Source organism: Nonomuraea sp. NPDC050404, assembly GCF_040655495.1.
GTDB lineage: Bacteria > Actinomycetota > Actinomycetes > Streptosporangiales > Streptosporangiaceae > Nonomuraea.
The window spans coordinates 22,160-39,831 of record NZ_JBFAKB010000007.1 but is presented as its reverse complement, the minus strand read 5'-3'; the positions used below and the strand labels follow the sequence as shown (position 1 = coordinate 39,831).

At 64.5% G+C, this 17,672-nt stretch carries 19 protein-coding genes; 17 read left to right on the top strand and 2 right to left on the bottom strand.

All coding sequences use genetic code 11. The features are described 5' to 3' along the window. The first annotated feature begins 54 nt into the window (after positions 1 to 54). Genes AB0I81_RS20295 through AB0I81_RS20260 form a run of 8 tightly spaced genes read left to right on the top strand, consistent with a single transcriptional unit; the run spans position 55 to position 6,397 of the window. Complete coding sequence (locus AB0I81_RS20295) at positions 55 to 567, top strand: topology modulation protein (protein WP_360658704.1); 513 nt, start codon at positions 55 to 57, stop codon at positions 565 to 567. A gap of 49 nt (positions 568 to 616) precedes the next feature. Continuing rightward, entirely contained in the window at positions 617 to 1,375 is a 759-nt protein-coding gene (locus AB0I81_RS20290; protein WP_360658702.1) for a phosphotransferase, read from the top strand. Beyond that, positions 1,372 to 2,043, top strand: coding sequence for a histidine phosphatase family protein (locus AB0I81_RS20285; protein WP_360658701.1), 672 nt, complete (start codon positions 1,372 to 1,374; stop codon positions 2,041 to 2,043). The genes AB0I81_RS20290 and AB0I81_RS20285 overlap by 4 nt, the downstream gene beginning before the upstream one ends. After that, a complete protein-coding gene (locus AB0I81_RS20280; protein ID WP_360658699.1) occupies positions 2,024 to 2,869 on the top strand; it encodes an aminoglycoside phosphotransferase family protein in 846 nt (281 codons plus the stop codon). Before AB0I81_RS20285 ends, AB0I81_RS20280 begins: the two co-directional genes overlap by 20 nt. 20 nt (positions 2,870 to 2,889) lie before the next feature. After that, positions 2,890 to 3,894 carry an NAD-dependent epimerase/dehydratase family protein gene (locus AB0I81_RS20275; RefSeq protein WP_360658697.1) on the top strand — a complete coding sequence of 335 codons (1,005 nt, stop codon included), beginning with the start codon at positions 2,890 to 2,892 and terminating at the stop codon, positions 3,892 to 3,894. A 32-nt stretch (positions 3,895 to 3,926) separates the two neighbouring features. Then, entirely contained in the window at positions 3,927 to 5,048 is a 1,122-nt protein-coding gene (locus AB0I81_RS20270) for an adenosylhomocysteinase (protein ID WP_360658695.1), read from the top strand. A 6-nt stretch (positions 5,049 to 5,054) separates the two neighbouring features. Beyond that, entirely contained in the window at positions 5,055 to 5,645 is a 591-nt protein-coding gene (locus AB0I81_RS20265; protein ID WP_360658693.1) for an NUDIX domain-containing protein, read from the top strand. Next, positions 5,642 to 6,397, top strand: a complete 756-nt coding sequence (locus AB0I81_RS20260; protein ID WP_360658691.1) for a 3-deoxy-manno-octulosonate cytidylyltransferase — start codon at positions 5,642 to 5,644, stop codon at positions 6,395 to 6,397. The genes AB0I81_RS20265 and AB0I81_RS20260 overlap by 4 nt, the downstream gene beginning before the upstream one ends. 22 nt (positions 6,398 to 6,419) lie before the next feature. Here the strand turns inward: AB0I81_RS20260 and AB0I81_RS20255 are convergent, their stop codons facing one another. Together AB0I81_RS20255 and AB0I81_RS20250 are read right to left on the bottom strand one after the other, a co-directional pair. After that, positions 6,420 to 7,091 (bottom strand): 3'-5' exonuclease, encoded by a 672-nt coding sequence (locus AB0I81_RS20255; protein WP_360658689.1) that lies wholly within the window; start codon positions 7,089 to 7,091, stop codon positions 6,420 to 6,422. After that, positions 7,084 to 7,611, bottom strand: a complete 528-nt coding sequence (locus AB0I81_RS20250) for a transglutaminase family protein (protein WP_360658687.1) — start codon at positions 7,609 to 7,611, stop codon at positions 7,084 to 7,086. The genes AB0I81_RS20255 and AB0I81_RS20250 overlap by 8 nt, the downstream gene beginning before the upstream one ends. 319 nt (positions 7,612 to 7,930) lie before the next feature. On the opposite strand from AB0I81_RS20250, the gene AB0I81_RS20245 reads away from it, so the two are divergent. From AB0I81_RS20245 to AB0I81_RS20205, 9 genes are all read left to right on the top strand, one after another. Continuing rightward, on the top strand, positions 7,931 to 9,058 hold the full coding sequence (locus tag AB0I81_RS20245; protein WP_360658685.1) for a hypothetical protein: 1,128 nt from the start codon (positions 7,931 to 7,933) through the stop codon (positions 9,056 to 9,058). A 307-nt stretch (positions 9,059 to 9,365) separates the two neighbouring features. Beyond that, positions 9,366 to 10,295, top strand: a complete 930-nt coding sequence (locus tag AB0I81_RS20240) for an HNH endonuclease (protein WP_360658683.1) — start codon at positions 9,366 to 9,368, stop codon at positions 10,293 to 10,295. A gap of 227 nt (positions 10,296 to 10,522) precedes the next feature. After that, a complete protein-coding gene (locus AB0I81_RS20235) occupies positions 10,523 to 12,064 on the top strand; it encodes a hypothetical protein (protein WP_360658681.1) in 1,542 nt (513 codons plus the stop codon). Between the two features lie 89 nt (positions 12,065 to 12,153). After that, positions 12,154 to 12,387 carry a hypothetical protein gene (locus tag AB0I81_RS20230; protein ID WP_360658679.1) on the top strand — a complete coding sequence of 78 codons (234 nt, stop codon included), beginning with the start codon at positions 12,154 to 12,156 and terminating at the stop codon, positions 12,385 to 12,387. Positions 12,388 to 12,773: 386 nt separating this feature from the next. Continuing rightward, the gene (locus tag AB0I81_RS20225; protein WP_360658678.1) at positions 12,774 to 13,352 is read left to right on the top strand and encodes a ParB/RepB/Spo0J family partition protein; all 579 of its coding nucleotides are present in this window, start codon (positions 12,774 to 12,776) and stop codon (positions 13,350 to 13,352) included. 104 nt (positions 13,353 to 13,456) lie between these two features. After that, positions 13,457 to 13,732: a hypothetical protein gene (locus AB0I81_RS20220; RefSeq protein ID WP_360658676.1), complete on the top strand. Its 276-nt coding sequence runs from the start codon at positions 13,457 to 13,459 to the stop codon at positions 13,730 to 13,732. Positions 13,733 to 13,874: 142 nt separating this feature from the next. Continuing rightward, a complete protein-coding gene (locus tag AB0I81_RS20215; RefSeq protein WP_360658674.1) occupies positions 13,875 to 14,810 on the top strand; it encodes a hypothetical protein in 936 nt (311 codons plus the stop codon). Between the two features lie 6 nt (positions 14,811 to 14,816). Further along, positions 14,817 to 16,697, top strand: coding sequence for a hypothetical protein (locus tag AB0I81_RS20210; RefSeq protein ID WP_360658672.1), 1,881 nt, complete (start codon positions 14,817 to 14,819; stop codon positions 16,695 to 16,697). A 178-nt stretch (positions 16,698 to 16,875) separates the two neighbouring features. Continuing rightward, positions 16,876 to 17,463: a hypothetical protein gene (locus AB0I81_RS20205; RefSeq protein ID WP_360658670.1), complete on the top strand. Its 588-nt coding sequence runs from the start codon at positions 16,876 to 16,878 to the stop codon at positions 17,461 to 17,463. The last annotated feature ends 209 nt before the right edge of the window (positions 17,464 to 17,672 follow it).

Sequence of the window (17,672 nt, the reverse complement as noted above, 5' to 3'; positions counted from 1 at the left end):
CCATCCGCGGCGATGTTCAGATTCGGTCCGCCGCCGTGACTATCGTGAGGCGCTATGCGCATGAAGAGGGTCGCCATCGTCGGCTGCGGTGGCAGCGGCAAGTCTCACCTCGCCCGCGAGCTGGGCAGGATCCTGCACGCGCCGGTGACGCACCTCGACGCCGTGTACTACGACGACGAGTGGAATCCCCAGCCGCCGGAGAAGTTCGAGGCGATGCAGCGCGACCTGGTCTCCGCCGAGCGCTGGGTCATCGACGGCAACTACAACTCCACTCTCCAGGTACGGCTGGAGGCCTGCGACACCGTGATCCTCATGGACGTGTCCACCTGGGCGGCGCTCTGGGGCATCTTCTTCCGTCAACTCAGACACGGCCACGGACAGGACAAGGCCAGCGGCATCTACAACAGGATCCACTGGGGCGTGCTGCGCTACGTGGCCACCTACCGGCGAAAGATGCGCCCGCGCGTGCTGGCCAAGATCGAACAGTACGGAGGCCACGCCCAAGTGGTTCTCCTGACCAGCCGCCGCCGCACCCGCCGCTGGCTGGAGCAGATAACCGCTCCGTAGCCACCTCCAGCGCGTTCCTCACTGCCGCGCTCCAGACAGGAGAAGGGCAGTGAGCGCACGGGTGTTCACCAAGGTCTACAACTCCTCGGACGCCTGTGCGAAAGCCGTACACCACCACAGGTGGCTCGCCACGCACGCACGCCCCCTCCGGCAGCCCCCTATCCGTGCCGTCACCGACACCACCATCGCCTTCGCCTGGATCGACGGCCGTCACCTCGGCGTCGACGGCCTCGGCATGATGGCCGCCCTCCTCGGCGACACCCACGCGACCGCCTGGAAGAGCGACCTGCACCGCGCCCGTCTGGACACACCCCATCCCCTGATACAGGGCCACGACCTGGCGGACTATCTCACCCCACGCCTGGCCGCCCTCCAATCCCGCCTCGACAGCGGGCACCTGACCGATCTCGCCATAGCCGAGAAGCTCCTGCACACCACGGCCACCGGGCCAGCAGCGTTCTACAAGGACAGCAACCCCCGAAACGCGCTGATCACAGACTCCGGCCTGCCCTATGTCATCGACGTCGACGACCTCACCCTCGCCCCCTTCGGCTATGACCTGGCCAAGCTCATCGTCACCCTGACCATGACCTACGGGCCGCTCCCGCACACCGCCGTCAGCATCGCGCTCAACACCTACAACCACGCGGCTGCCCGCCACTCCTCCCATCTCGGACACACCACCATGACGGACCTCCTCAACCAGGCGGAGCTGCACCGCATCTTCACCGCCCCCTACCTGGGCCGTGGCCACTACCAGCACCCGTGGCCCCCGCCTGCCCCCCACGCGCCGGAGAGCAAGACATGATCCTCACCGAACTGATCTTCACCCGGCATGGACAGGCCCGATGCAACCTCGATGGTCTCGTCGGCGGACCCCGTACCTGCACCGGCCTGACCGATCTGGGCCGCCACCAGGCCACCCGGACCGCGCAGCGGATCGCCACCGAACGCGAGACCAAGCCCATCTCCGCCATCTACGCAGGACCTCGAACCCGCCTCCAAGAAACCGGCGACATCTACGCCACCGCCCTGGACCTCCCGCTGACCACCGAACAGGGCCTCGACGGTCCCATCCACGGCGACGCCGACGGCCAACCCTGGCACCAAGTGAAAGCCGCCTTCGGCGGCGGCCCTCATACCTATCCCAACCGGCCCTGGGCCACGGGCTCCGACACCTGGAACGGCTACCTACACCGCGCTGGAACGTTCCTGCAAGCCCTGATCGCACGCCATGAAGGCGACCGCATCCTGTTCGCCGCACACGGCGAGACAATCCTCGCCGCCCACACCCTCCTGCTCGGCCTCCCACCAGGAGGCGAGGCCGGCTTCATCACCGATCACGGCTCCCTGACCTGCTGGCAGCTCCACCGCAACCGGCGCGGCCACCGCCGCTGGATGCTCGAGCGCCACAACGACACCGCCCACCTGACCGCACCCATCGCCCCGGACACCCATGTCGATCGAAGCCTGTGACCCACGCCTGCCCTTCGCCCGCCGCGCCCTCGGCCCGGTCACCGTCGTCCCGTCACCGGGCTTGCCAGCCCACCTGCTGACGATCACCGACCTCCGCGACGCCCCCTACGTCGTCAAACGCCACACCTCACGGCAACGCTTCGAAAACGAAACACGCGCCTACCAGACCTGGATCCCCCAGCTCGGCGACCTCGCCCCAGCCCTGGTCGCCGCCGACCCCGCGACTCAATCGCTCCTTCTGACCATGCTGCCGGGACGAAGCGCGGCGCGACTCCCGACCGGCTCGGCAGCCGAGCTGCACGCCCACCAGAGCGCAGGCGCGACCCTGCGGCTCCTGCACCAGATCCCGCCCCCGAAGCGACCTGGCAACGACATCGCCGCACACCTGGCTGGACGACTGCGCTGGTGGACCGGCCGTGCGCACACCTTGAACCTGATCACCGGATCCGAGCAACGCGCCCTGCTCATCCGCGCCGACCGCCTGGCGACCAGCGCCATGCGGACCGCGACCTGCCACCTGGACTACCAGCCCAGGAACTGGATCATCGGCCCAGACACCGTTGTACGTGTCCTCGACTTCGAACACGCGCGTACGGACGCCCGCGTACGAGACTTCGCCCGATTGGAACACCGCCTCTGGAAACCGAACCCCCGGCTGCGCACCGCCTTCTTCGACGGATACGGCCACCCCCTGAACCCCCAGGACCAGGCCCTCCTGGCACAGTTCGGCGCCATCGAAGCCGTCACCGCCCTGGTCCGAGGTCACGAGCGCGGCGACCTCTCCCTGGTCGAACACGGCCGAACCCTGCTCGACCACCTCGCTTGAACAACTGATGGAGAGATCTCATGTCAACAGCCCCAACTCCTCACCTGGTAGGCGCCGATCCCCAGGTGCCACGCCGGGCCGTGGTCACCGGCGCAGCCGGCTTCATCGGCTCCCACCTGACCCTGGCCCTGCTACAGGCCGGCGCGACCGTCATCGGCGTAGACCGCCGCGACGCCGACTCCGACCCGGCAGCCGCGACCAACCTCACCCTTCTCCGCGACCACCCCGCCTTCATCCCCATCACCGCCGAACTCCTCACCTGTGCCATCGAACCCCTCCTGCTCGACGCCGACGCCGTCTTCCACCTCGCCGCCATTCCCGGCGTACGCCCCTCCTGGGGACCACGCTTCAGCGACTACGTCACCTGCAACATCCTCGCCACCCAGCGCATCATGGACGCCGCCACCCGCCTGCGCGTCCCCCGGCTCGTCGTCGCCTCCTCCTCCAGCGTGTACGGAGCAACCAACGGCACACCCAGCAACGAAATCGACCACCCGCACCCCGCCTCCCCGTACGCCGTGACCAAGCTCGCCCAAGAGCAGCTCTGCCTGGCCCACGCCGCCCGGCCCGACTGCCCCACCACGGTCACCGCGCTGCGCTACTTCACCGTCTACGGCCCCCGCCAGCGCGAGGACATGTTCCTCCACCGCCTCCTCACCGCGGCCCTCGACGACACGCCCATCCAAATCTTCGGCGACGGCCGCCAGCGCCGCGACTTCACCTACATCACCGACGTGGTCACCGCCACCATCGCCGCGGCAACCGCCCCCACCATCAACACGGTCATCAACGTCGGCACCGGAACCAGCACCTCCATCGCCGACACCATCCAGCTCGCGCGCCGACTCACCGGAGCCCGCATCCCGACCACAGATACCACCACCCGCAACGGCGACGTCGCCGCCACCTGCGCCGACACCACCAGAGCCCGCCATCTGCTGGCCTGGACTCCGCACGTCGACCTGGCCACCGGAATGGCCGAACAGTTCGACTGGATCACCAGCCACCAACCCGCCACCGTCTGACAACCATGCCGCCCACCCAGCAAGGGGTCCCCGTGGAGAGCTTCGAAAAGGCCCGCCTGGAAGCCTTCTTCCAGCGCGTCACCCAGCGCTTCCCGGCCCCGCAGCCAACCAGCTCCCTGATCATCACCCACCTGCTCCCCGAGCGACCGGCGTTCCTGCAGGCGATGGCCCACCTGACCCACATCGCGGCCGTCCTGCCCAAACCGCGCTCCATCCACGAAACAGCCGCCGCGCAGACCCGCCAGCACTTCACCGTCGACACCCTCACCCGCGCCCAGTTCGCCGACCCCGCCACCGCCCTGACCTACCTGGAAGACACCGCCGCCGGAAAGAACCTGCTGCTCCTCGACGTAGGCGGCTACTTCGCCGGCACCATCGAACCGCTCTGCGCGCAGTTCTCCGGCAACATCCGCGGAGTCATCGAAGACACCGAAAACGGCCTGCAACGCTACCTCGACCTCGACAAACTGCCCTGCCCGCTCTACTCCGTCGCCCGCTCACCCCTCAAAGAACCCGAAGACCACCTCGTCGGCCACTCGATCGTGTTCTCCACCGAAGCCCTGATCCGCTCCCGAGGCGACATCCTCAGCAGCCTCGACGCATGCGTGATCGGCTACGGCAAACTCGGCACCTCCATCGCCCGCATGCTCCACGCCAAGAACGTCCAGGTCACCATCTACGACGACGACCCCGTCAAACGCGTCCAAGCCCGCGCCCACGGCTTCCACGTCCCCACCACGCGCGCCGAAGCCATCCGCGGCTGCGGCCTCATCATCTGCGCCACCGGCAACCTCGCCCTGCGCTACGAAGACTTCGCAGTCCTACCCAACGGCGCCTACATCGCCTCGGTCACCTCCTCCGAGGACGAACTCGAACTCACCGCCCTCGACCACCTCTACCGCCGCACCGAGACCGGACCCCACCTCACCCGCTACGCCACCACCGGCCACTACTTCTACGTCCTGGCCGGCGGCAACGCCGTCAACTTCCTGCACGGCGCCTCGGTCGGCACCTACATCCACCTCGTCCAAGCCGAAATCCTCGCCGCCACCGCCCTCCTGACCAGCGACGACCACGCCCCCGGCCTGCACGAACTGACCCCCGACGCCCGCCGCATCATCGCCGAAATCTGGCTCGACTACTTCAACAGGTGACCCCGCATGCCGATAACCCGCGACCACATCCGCACAAGCGTCGACGCCTACCTCACCCACCACCCGAACGAGCGCCAGCGCCTGACCCGCCTCCTGCAAGCCCTGACCACCCCCGGGAACCTCACCCGCCGGGGCACCTTCACCGGTCACGTGACCTGCAGCGCGATCCTGATCAACGCCGACGAACGGGTCTTGCACATCCACCACGCAGCCCTGGACCGCCTTCTTCTGCCCGGCGGACATCTCGAAGACGCCGACGCCCATCTGCAAGCGGCGGCGCTCCGCGAACTCGAAGAGGAAACAGGACTCGCCCGCGACGGACTCATCCCCGAGGCGACGCTGAGCGGCCTGCCCCTGGACATCGACATCCACCAGATCCCCGCCAGCCCGGCCAAAGCCGAGCCAGCCCACCTGCACTTCGACTTCCGCTTCGCCTTCCGAACCGGTCGGCGAGGCGAACCAGCCATCCGCCTGCAACGCGAAGAAGTGAGCAGCTACCGCTGGGCAGCCCTCGCCGACGTGTCCTCACCAACCGTGGCGAGCAAGCTGGCGCAGCTACTCCCCGCACTCTCCTACAACCCCGGGACAGCACCATGACCATCCACGGCATCGACCGCTCAGCGCCACACCATGTGGCCGTGATCCCCTGCAGATTCGCCTCCACCCGCTTCCCCGGCAAACCCCTCGCCGACCTCAACGGCAAGCCCGTCATGTGGCACGTCTACCAACGCTGCCAGCAGGCCGAACACATCGCGGAGACCGTCATCGCCACCGACGACCCCCGCATCCAACAGGCATGCGCCGACCTCGGCATGACCTGCCTGCTGACCGGCGACCAGCCCACCGGCACGGACCGCGTCGCAGAATGCCTGCACCACCTCAAAGCGGACGGCTACATCAACGTGCAGGGCGACGAACCCTTCATCTCCCCAGCAGCGATCAATGCCGTCTCACAAGCTCTGGCCGCCGCAGATCCATCGATAGCCGGCCTGAACGCCTGCACCCGACTTCAGGAGATCGGCTCCGTCCTCGACCACAACGTGGTCAAGGCCGTCGCCCGCACCGACGGACGCGCCCTCACCTTCTCCAGACAACCCATCCCCTATCCCCGCTGCTCACGCCCCACCTACCTCCGCCAACTCGGCCTCTACGGGTTCACCCCATCCGGCCTCGAAATGTTCCACTCCCTACCTCAAGGACCCTTGGAACAGGCCGAAGGCATCGAAATGCTCCGCTTCCTCGAGCACTCCGTAGATATCGGGATCGTGCTCGTCGAAAACGAAGGCATGGCAATCGATACCCCCGCAGATCTGGAGCGCGCACGCTGCCTCTCAAAGATCAGCACGTAGTCGCAGCAACCGTGCTGGAATCTCAGAACAGTCCGACCTGAACTCCGCCCGATGACGCCAGACGTTTGGGCGCCAGCCCACCCACCCGGTCAACATCGAGAAGCGTGCGCCAGCGCCCCGTCCGCCCACCCTCGACTACCAGACGCTCGAATACCCGCGCCGTGACCTGTACGTCCGGCATCGCCCGATGACGACGCCCCGGCGGCTCAATACGCAGATACCTCATCAGATCGTCCAGCCGGTGCGACGGCAACTCCGGGTACAGCGCGCGGGCCAACCGCACGGTGTCCAACAGCGGGACAGCCGCCAGAACGGGACAGTGCCGCCGCTGATGAGCGATGAGTCCCGCCTCGGTGGGCGCGTGGTGGGCGACCAGCCGGTACGGCGGCATCGTAAGCCGACGGTCGAGGTCAGCCATGACGTGCTCAGGGCCGGCGGCCGTAGCCAGCATCGCCGCGGTGATACCCGTCATGCGCACATCGGAGGAGGTGACGGGCACCTCGGCGGGCGGTGCGATCAGCGATTCGAAACTCCACAGCGGCGACAGCCCGGCGGCGGCAACAGTGAGGGCAAGGACCGCCACCTCCACCGGAACGGCGGGCCGCCCGGCGGGCGTCAACCCCTCAAAGTCGATGACCAAGTAGGTGTGACGAGCAAAAGCGGCATCGCCGTAGAGCGGTGAGGCGTCAGACATCAGCCGCCCCCGTACCGCGTGCGTTCGTTGCGGCTCCGGTGCGGATCTCATGCAGCCACCGGTTGAATGCCGTCTGATAGCGGTTGTCGCTGTCGGCGTCGGTGCGTTCGCTGACGTCGGCGTTCGGCATCGGTTCGGGTCCGTCCCCCGCTCGCCATAGCGGGCCGCGCGGCTCGTACGCCGGGACGGTGTCGGTGCTGCCGTCCCATACGCCGACCGCCAACCCGGCGGCCGCCAGGGGTGGATCGTGGGTGGCATCCACCAACGCCCACCGGCCATCGATCAGCACCTCGGCCGCCGAATGCACGTCCTCCCGTGACGGCAGCAGCCGTACTTCTGCTGGCCGGTCGGGCAGGTGATACAGCCACCGGACGCGCCGGGCCGGGTAACCGAGCGCCCGCAAGCCCTCGATCAGATAGGCGGACTTGGCCAGGCAGTCGCCACGCCCGAGCGTCATCAACGTGTCGGCATCATGGGCGCCGTCCGTGGCGTACGGCACGTTCCGCACGGCGAGGAACAAAGCGATCCGCTCAGCACACGCATCCACGCGCCGACGGTACCCCGGGCCGCCCCCATACGCACCTCACTCCGCAGCAATGTCAGCAGTTCACGCTAGTTCGAAGACAGAACCGAGTGCTACGTGACACCGGGGGCGTAGCCGAGCTTCGGGCCCGGACACGTCGATCCCATCCACGACCGTGTCGCATCACCCTTCACTGACCGACTGGCAGAGATGAGCAAAAGAAGGGACTCGCCCTTGAGTTCGGTACTTGCACGATCCCGATGCTCCATGCTGGGCGTGTCCCAGCACCGTTTTCGCTCATCTGTGAGGAGTCCTCTTGACCCGGTACGCCGTCGATCACCGCCGCAACACCCTCATCGCCTCCTGGAACACCGGGGCAGGAGACACCGCGGTAGACGTCGCCGACCTTCCTGCCGGGATCCCCAGCCACGAAGCCCTAAACCTCGCCAAGGCCCTGACCCAGCTCTCCGAGACCTGCTGGCGGTGCTACACCCACCCGGCCAGCGCCGCCGACAGCCACGAGCCCAACTCCGAAGGCGAACGCCGACAGGAAGAACGCGACGCCTTCACCAGCGTCCTCACCGCCTTGACAAACCCCAACCTGCCCTCCGACGGCTACATGATCCAGTCCTACATCCAGGTCGAAGAAGCCGCCCACCAGGTCGGCCGCACCCTGCACGCCCTCAACGCCGCCGAACTGACCACCCGCGTCACCATCGACGTCGGCGCCGAACTGGCCGCCATCGAACAAGCCGAACTGGGCAATCTGACCGAACGCGCCCGCCAGGCCGTCGCCCTCACCCGCGAAGACGCTTCCCCGCTCCAAGTCGCCCAAGCCCACAACCTGCTGCACGACAACCCCTTCGGCTCCGAAGCGCTCTTCACCGAGATCGACCCGGCCGCAGCCGCCATCGCCGCCGCGCACTGGCTGGATGCGGCCGCCACCGTCACCGCCGAATCCGCTGGCCTGCCCGCCACCCAGATCGTGGTCGAAGCCGACCACATCGAGGCACTCCCCCACGAAACCCCCACCCTCGTCCTGGAACTGATCGCCGAGGGCGCCTCGCCTCGCCAAGCTGTGATGCCCTTGATCCGCGACGCCCTCCGGGTCGCGGAAGGCGAAATCCCTGATATCACGGCACTGCAGCAGCGCATCGCCGCCGCCCAGCAACTGCTCGCCAAGCGGCGCGAGGACCAGTCCGAGCTCGGCATGGACGCGCCCGGCCTGCGGATCACGCCGCTGGACCCCGCCCGCCCGGCCCTCGACCTTCTGGAGGACCTGCTCAGCGGCATCCGTGGCAGCTGGCTGCTGTACGAGGAAGAAGCGATCGAGCTCGACGAAGCTGAAGACCTCGACGATGAGGAATGGCAGAAGCGCCGCACCGCGGCGTTTCTCGCGGAAGTCCGGGCAGAAGCTGCCGCTCACCGGAAGCGGCTCTTGTAGCGCCACGGGGCACCACACAGTGCGAATGCCGCACCTACACGAGTGGCGGCTTCCGTCGCTCCGGCGTCGCGCAAGGTCGAGAAGGCGCGGACCGGTGCCGCACGATTTGACCCGACGGCATCTCCGGACAATTCCTGCAACCCTTGACAACAAGGCCAGGACAAATACGGCCAACACGTAACGCAGGGAGAGATCAGCTGGCGCCGTTCGAGTGAAGCCCCAGTACGGCAGTAACTCGTTACCAGCACCACGAGGATGCCAAATAGGGGTCTGGTGAACATGATCAAGGGCGTGCACAATTGCCTCCGTGAAGACCTACGTCGGGGTCACAGATGAGAGCTGGTACCGCTTCCTGGCCGCGCGTCCGACGCTCACCGAGGTGAACTTCTGGCGCCCTGGAGGCGGGCGCGGATTTGGTGCGGTCGAGCACGGCGAGCTGTTCTTCTTCAAGACGCACTACCCTCACAACAGCGTGGTCGGCGGCGGCTTCTTTAGCGGCTTCGCTCCCCTGCGCGTCTCCGAGGCGTGGGAGTTCTTCGGCCAGGGCAACGGGGCCGCAAGCCTCGTCGACTTACGACAGCAGGTAGGCAAGTACCGTAGCCAGCCCATCGCACCGGGCGAAGATCCGGTCATCGGCTGCATCATCATCCGCGACGTCTTCTTCTTCCCTGCCGACCGGATCGCCGGACCGCCACCGGGCTTCGCGTCCAACATCGTTCAAGGCAAGAGCTACGACTTGGCCGGACCTGCGGGCAGCTACTTCCAGGACCTGCTGCGCAGAATGGGCATTCGCGAGGACATCGACCTCTCCCAGCCGTGGCACCGCGACGGTCCTACCTTCGGAGACCCCCGACTCGCCCCGCGTCGACTCGGTCAGCAGGCCTTCCAAGCCGTCGTCCTGCATGCTTACGATCGGCGCTGCGCGATCACAGGCGACAAGATCCGGCCAGTTCTTCAAGCGGCCCACATCCGTCCTCTCTCGGCGGGCGGCGAGCATCGCCTGGACAACGGGCTGCTGCTCCGATCAGACGTCCACACCCTCTACGACCGCGGCTACCTCGCAGTCGACCCCAAACACCGCTTACTTGTGAGCCCGCGACTACGCGATGAGTTCGGCAACGGCGAGGACTTCTACCGCCAGGCCAGCCAGCAGATCACTGTCCCAGAACGGCCACGAGATCGGCCGAACCGAGATGCTCTCGAGTGGCACCTTGATGAGGTGTTCCTCAGGCGTTGAGCAACTCTGGTCGAGTTAGCCGCCCTCGGCGAGGGCACGGCCTCCTTCGTAGCCAGATCTACACCACTCGACGGGACGTAACCCCAGAGTTGGCTGACGCTCTGTTCGTATCAAGAGAGCGAGAAGGAACTTCCACAGGAAATTACACGTCCAATCGGTTCGCAGTGCCCCAAACCGCTAGCATCGTGACTGCGTATCGATCAGTACTACGAGCCGAGAGGTTGAATATGAGCGACATACGCGATTACGTCGTTGTCTTGCGGGCATCCTCGGCAGCCCGCTTCCTTCCAGAAGAAGGCTGCCGTTGGTCCTTAGAGGACGTCGACGGCGTAGAAGGACTGGTAGAGGTAAAACTTCGAACCCGGTGGGTTGCAAGTGGATTTGAAGCGCCAATTCCTCGTGAGCTTTGGATCGAAGTACGCGGCCGATTCCCGTCGATAGACGCCGCGATTGCAGCAGCATCGGCACTTTCTGCGACGTCGTGCGTGCTTCTCGCGTTCTGCGCCAATACCTATGTTGGCTCTCCTGAACTACACCTGGCCTTCGATGCGACCGCGGACTGCTCAGAACGAGAATTCCTTCAGTCGTTTCTGCCTGATGAGAGCGGCCTCATCAAGGAAGGCAGGATAGTTAAGGCCGATGAACTCGCAACCTTGATAGATGCCTTCAACGCATCCGATGAGCATGCACGAATCCTGCGAGCACTACGTCAGTATGCGCTTGCTCTGCCTAATTGGCACTTCGGATCAGAGTGGCTTGCCCTTGAACATCTCTACATGGCCGTTGAAGCGCTCACGCAGGCGATCATCAGGCGTGAATGCTCGCGCCTGGGGGTTGACGAGCCGGCCTTGGCAAGGATGAATAACATTGATCCGGACGATCCGGAACGGCCGCGATGGAAAGCCGCGCTGGAGTCCTGGTGCAGGGAGCAGCTCATCTTCTCGGGAGACCGAGCCATATACACGGCGGCTAAGGCTGCAAGCGATGGCCTGGAGCACGGATTCATGGATCTGTCTAAGGTGCATAAGAATGCTTTGAGGGCTGTCGACTCTACATTCACGCATGTAAGAGTCGCCGTACTCGTGCTCCTTGGGCTAGATGCAGCACATCCAACACTTCGTGACCGTATTCCTATGGACGTGAAGTCCAGCAGGAAGTTCATTCGCGGCCACTTTGTCGGCCACGGATCCGATCCCGCTCCGGCCGGGCAGGAGTACCCGCTACTTGAATGGAACTCATCCGTGCATAGCATGACACGCAGCGAAGACGAGTTCTCCGCCAAGTTCACCGAGAAACTATCTGTGCGCTGCGCGGATGGACTAGCTTTTCGGCCGCAGAGGATGGAGTTCCTCAAGCGGGGCGAATCTGGCCAGTCTGGCTACATAAATGCTGGACAGGCGTCGATACAATCGATCCCACGGGATCCTTCGCTCGACCTCGAGTCACTGATCACCCAAGCCGGAGCTCTCGTAGGCTCTATCGCGTCCAGCGGCACGTTTCACGAAATGCCACCCATGCAAGCGCCCATCTTTGGGCTTTTTTCCCAACAGGTGGCGCTCTTCGAGGCGATCCACGTCCTGCGGCGAGACAATCGAGCGATTGAGGCACTTCCCCTTCTCGATCGACTTATGAAGGGGTCATGCAAACTGGACATCGGCTCAATGGTCTCCAGCGACAGTTGCGTCGACTCAATGGATCAAATTCGGACGAAGAACATGCAGTGCGAGCCATTAAGGAGATATACGCTGCCTGCAAGTCCCGGAACGTAGGTATTCCAGCCCAGTTCCCACGACTCGATCGCAGCGCCTTTTATAGAGCGCACAAGTTGGATATACGCTTCCTCGCCGAAGCTGCACGCATGGATTTGATTACTGTCAACCTCCGCTTCGAACAGGTCGCTGAAAATAGGACAGCACTGCGCACACAGATACAGAATTCCGTGCTGGTGCGCGAACTTGTTGCTAGTTCCATCGCAGCCATTACATCATCCATTGCCAGCGCAGCTGAGATATTCCGATGGCCTTGCGACGAAGGCAAGCTGTCTGAGATTCAGGACAAAGTCAACGAGCTTTACCCCAAACAACCTAGCTAAGCCCGTGGCGGCAATCCTGTGGGTGCCAAAAACCGGGTCACAGGGTTTGATCTGGGGTTTTGCTGCGTTCGGCGGCTCACCTCGGCAAAATCGCTGGATGGCTCTGCGACTGCTGTACTTGATCGTCTTACGCGTATTCGGCTGGATCGCGTACTCGCCCTATCACAGGCGTCCAAAGACGTAGAGATCCTGGTACTACGGCATCAACTGGCTGTGCTCCGCCGCCAGGTCGCCGTGCCCCGGCCATCGTGGGCGGACCGGACGATCCTCTCCGCCCTCGCGCGACTCCAAGAGACGACTGCCGAGAGGCTATGCCGCAGCACCCATCCGCATCTCCCGACAGCTCTATCCGATCACCTCGACCTCTGCCTGAGGAGGTTTTCGTAGTGACCCAACTCGCCATGCAGGAGTACCGCCTGATCCCTGTAGCCAACCTCGAGCCGCACCCGGACAATCCGCGCCGCGGTGACGTTGACGTCATCGGCGAGTCCATGGACGAGAACGGCTTCTACGGCGCTGTCCTCGTCCATGGTTCCCGTATGCGGACCATCGCGGGTGAGCACCTGTGGCGCGGCGCACAAGACCGAGGCTTGGCTGAGGAGCCGTGCGCGCTGCTCGATGTGGACGATGAGCGGGCGAAGAAGATCCTGCTCGCCGACAACCGCACCGCCGCGCTCGGCTACGAAGACCCAGACGCGCTGGCCGCGCTGCTGATGAGCCTCGCCGACACCGGCTACACCGACCTCACGGACGTGACGCGGCTCACCGCCGCCCCCGACTTGGACGAGGTCGTCGGCATGCTGGGCGAACCCACCAAGCGGGACAGCTGGGTGGCGGTGCGGCTGACCGTGCCCCGCCCGGTGAACGCCGCCTGGAACGACGCCGTGTCTGACTGGGAACCGGCGCAGATGCTCGCCGAACTTCTTGGAGTCGAATGGCAGTGGGATGGTGAGGAGGCGGCGTGATCGACGCGCTCGTCTCCTACCACTACTTGCGGTCCGACGACCACATGCGGCGGCTCGTGGACAGCGGCAAGATCAACATGGCATTCCCACGGGCCGGAGCATAGATGCTGTTTCACAAGATCGCCAACGTTCTCGGGACGCTGCCTGCCGAAGTCCGCCCTCCCAGGCACGAAGAAGGCCCTCGCGCAGATCTGGAACGCCGAGAACAAGGAGCGCGCCTGGCCGCGATCGCCGCCTTTGAGACCACCTACAGTGCCAAGTTCGACAAGGCACCACGACTTCTCGCTGATACTGAAGACAGTGGAACGACCTGCTGCCTGCCGTACTCCTCGCGGATCTCAAGACTTTCCTGGTTAAACCACTCATCGCTCAACAGCTGAAGGGTCCGAGCCAGGCAAGGTTCTGTGAGCCGTTGGCCTGGTGAGCGAGATCGCGGTGTGCGGGCGATCCCAACGTTCGGCGCAGTTTTGTCAGTCCTCGCTCGTATCGTTGTCGTGGCGTCGAGGTCCCAAGGAGACAAGTATGGCGAACGGCGTTGCCTCCCCTGAGGCTACGGGTGGTGCAGGAACGATCTTTGAGTATCGGGTGGCCGCGCTTGCAATGAGCAGGCTGCTTCGCGGCGCACATCCGCCAGTGGGGCCCCACAGACCCATCGTCGGCGTCGCGCTCCAGCAGAGAGTCGCAGGCAGCTTGCTCGACGACGTCGTCATGCGTGCCGGCTCCACTGACCTAAGTACCATAATCGAGTTCCAGGTCAAGAAGACGCTGTCCGTCACGGGCAGCAGCACGGAGCTGGTCTCCGTCCTCGGCCAAGCGATGGAGACATGGCAGTCCCGCGCCCACGACCTCGAAAGTGGCCGCCTCATCCTCGGGGTCGCCGCTGGAGGACCCGAGGACGAGCTCAAAGATCTCGCGCAGCTGTCATCGATGGCACGTAGCCACCACACGTCGGCTTCGTTCCGACTCCTGCTCAGCGAGCACGTCACGCGTCGGCAGTTGCGCTCGCGATTCGAACACGTCGTTACAGCACTGACCGAGGCAGCCAGTCTTACGCAACGTACCGAGGCTGAAATACAGGCCCATCGCGTGCTGTCGCGCCTGCACGTCTGGACGGTCGACCCGTCTGAAGACGGACGCGATTGGCGGCAAGGGCTCGACGACGCCAGGGCTCTGGCCCATGCCGGCGGCATGACCGCCGACGACCTCCTGGGCAAGCTTGCCCAACTCGCCCAAAGCATCGGCCCACATGCGGGCAACATGGACGCCGACGCCATCCGTGCGTCCTTCCGCAGCAAGTTCGCCGTGGACCTCTCCGCGACAGCACCGCCACCTCACGGCATCACCATCAATGCCCGGCATGAAGGCTCCGGCTCAATGATCGTCGGCCAGACAATGACCTTTCACGGCCTGACCATCAATACGCATATCCCAGGCAACCCCCCAACGAGTGGAGCGTGACAAAGCATGGAGGCGATATTCACGGGCCCCGGTCCCGCATTCGCCGCGGCTCACATGTCGTTCATCTACGGCGACGAGTTCGTCGAAGTGGTGCCGATCACGATGAGCGAGCTCCATCCCAGCTCAGCTGAGTGGTTCGTTCAACGAGAAGGCAAGGGATGGAACGAAAGCGAGTATTGGCTCGACGAGCCCGGCGTCATCATCTTCGTAGGCGCGCCCGGCACTGGACGTGGCAGTGCCGCTCTTCACAGGCTTCGGCAGCGCTGTCCCGAGGGTCAGCTGATGAAGCTAGAGCCCCGGTGGGAACGTCCTCAAACCCGGCTCCTCCCACCAGCCGCTCCTAATTTCGGATACCTGCTCGACCTGTCTGAACATAGAGTGCGCCCCGACGCTGATTTCGGTAAGAAATTGCGAGATTGGGCGATCGCCTCCGGCGCCTACCTGGCAGTTCTCGCGACCGAAACAGTTCTGAACGACGAGTGGATCCGACCACTCACCGACCGCATCGTACGGCTCCGCACAGCCAACGGCAGGGAGCTCGCGGCCAAGGAACTGCGGGCGGCGGGGCAGTCATCTCTGGTTGAACGTCTCGATGAGGACGCCTTCGCCAAGATCTGGGATCCCTCACCGCCAGTCGGGGAGACGCTCAGGTTCATCAGCATCCTCCAAGCCAATCCAGGCGCCGACGGCAAGACTATTGCGGACGAGTTCCTCGGCTGGAAGGGGTGGTTCGACAACGATTGCCCTGCCGGATTTGAGCCCCGTACCCTGGTTTGGTCCGCCGCCATGTGTGACGGCGGACTGACGACGTCTGTGCTGGCCATGGCCGAAGCCCTTCGCACCCAATTCCAAGAGAAGGACCGGAGCCTAGCTGACATCTTCGGGGAAGACTTCCCCTCGAAACGCCTCAAAGACGCCAATCTGACGGAGGAAGACGACCGCGTCCACTTGCCGGCTGAGTATCACGGGCTCGCAGTTGCGGTCCGTTTGCACCTCTGGCAACAGTTCGCTGGGTATCGAGACGATCTGATCAAGTGGGCAGTCGGCCAAGCGGCGGAGCTGGCGGTTGAGGAGGATGCGCGCCGAGTAGTGACCGCTCTCATGGACGTGGCGGTCCACTTCCGTCTCCACTCCCTAGTCCAGAAGCTGTTCGATGCACTGGCCACCAAGCGACCTAAGCTCCTCATCGAAGCGCTCTCAAGCGCAGCGCTGGATCCTATGTTCGGCGCCTACATCCGTGATCGTTTGTACGCGTGGCCCGCCCGCGGCACGCAGGAGGTCATCGACATCGTCGCCGACGTGTGCGGCGGCGACTTCGGGCAAGAGAAACCCAGCATGGCGATTACCAGGCTCGGTCGGGCCGCACTCAAATCGCCGAATCCCGCCAGCCCAGCCCTGGTGACGGCTTTCACATCACTGGCAACCTCTCGGCACTGCCGGGTGTTGCTCAAATCCATCTGGGCGTGGCTGGGCTCGACAGGGATGGAACGCGCTGGCATCAGCGCCTTTCTCTGCCTTGCAAGCACTGAGAAGGGCATCCGCGCGCTCTTGAACGAGCACAATCACGAAGTGTCCGCGGAGGCCGTCAGCGAGAAGGTTGCTCAAGCCTTCCAACAGGCGATCGCACGCGAGGAAACCTACGAAGCGTCCCTCGCTGTGATGAAGGCCTGGGGGAAGGCCACCGACCTGCTTGGCTGGGACCGCGTCGTCGCAATCTTCGGCGCTGCTGTGAGGCCGAATGCACGGGGCAACATCATCTACGACCTCCAGAAGGCTGAGGAAACGCAGGGCATCATCGGCGATGTCCTTATGTACGCCATCCAGCAGCCACGAGGCTCAGTAAGTGCTGCTGAGATGGAGGGACTCGATGATGCCACTGTGGCCTGAAAGGCCGCTCCGTGGCACACGGACGATCAAACTTAAGATGGCCGCGCCTACCCGTGTCCCTGGAATTTCGTTCAAGATACGTGGTCGGGTGCGGTACCGCCTGGCTCGCCTCGAAACGGCGAGCCAGGCGGGGTCGACCACAGAACTACATCCCAACGCGGTTGCTGCGCGAGCCGCAGTGCTCTCAGATGTTCACGAGATTACACGCACGGTTACCGAAGCCCTTGCCCCTGAAGAGGTCTTCCGCGCCGAGCAGCGGGTGCGAGTCGAACTCGCCAACTGGCAACCCACATCGAGGTATCGAGATGTGGAGTTCCTCACTCGCATCCGGGCATCGATTGGAAGACGTGACGCTGTCCGCGCAGCGCAGTTCGCCGAGATGCGACGATCGGCGTGGATGGCCAGTTTTGTCGCCGAAGACGCCTCGATGGCAGCGCTCAACACGCATTTGTCCGATGTCGGTCGGGCACGAGTCTGGTGGCTAAAGCAGCAGCTCAGCCAGCGTGAGCCCGATGTTTCCTGGAAGGTGTTCGACGAACATATCAGACCGCTCATCGCCGATGCCCATCGGCCAGAGCGTGACGTCGATCGTATGGCGCGAATCTTGGTCGCCTCTACAGACAGGATCTCCGAGGATCCCTCTCGCCTGCCCATTCTCCTGCAGGTCATGGAAAAGACGTTCGATTTCATGAAATGGCCCGAGCTCTCGGCCGAGGTTCGAGAGCTTCGCAGGACAGCCGTCATCGATCGAGACGGCGACCCGTAATCGCATGACATTGCGACCGGGTTCGGCGGGCGGGCCAGGGAAACCCACCGAGAGGAATCTCGGCAGGGCGCCAAGGCCCGATCTAACAACCTCGGCGAAGCCGTCGAACGCACCATCATTTGCCGCCGCGACCACCTGCAAGCCCTGATCGCCACGCCCAACACTCAAGCCGGCACCTCGCGGAGGTGCCGTCCATCCCGCCCGCCGAC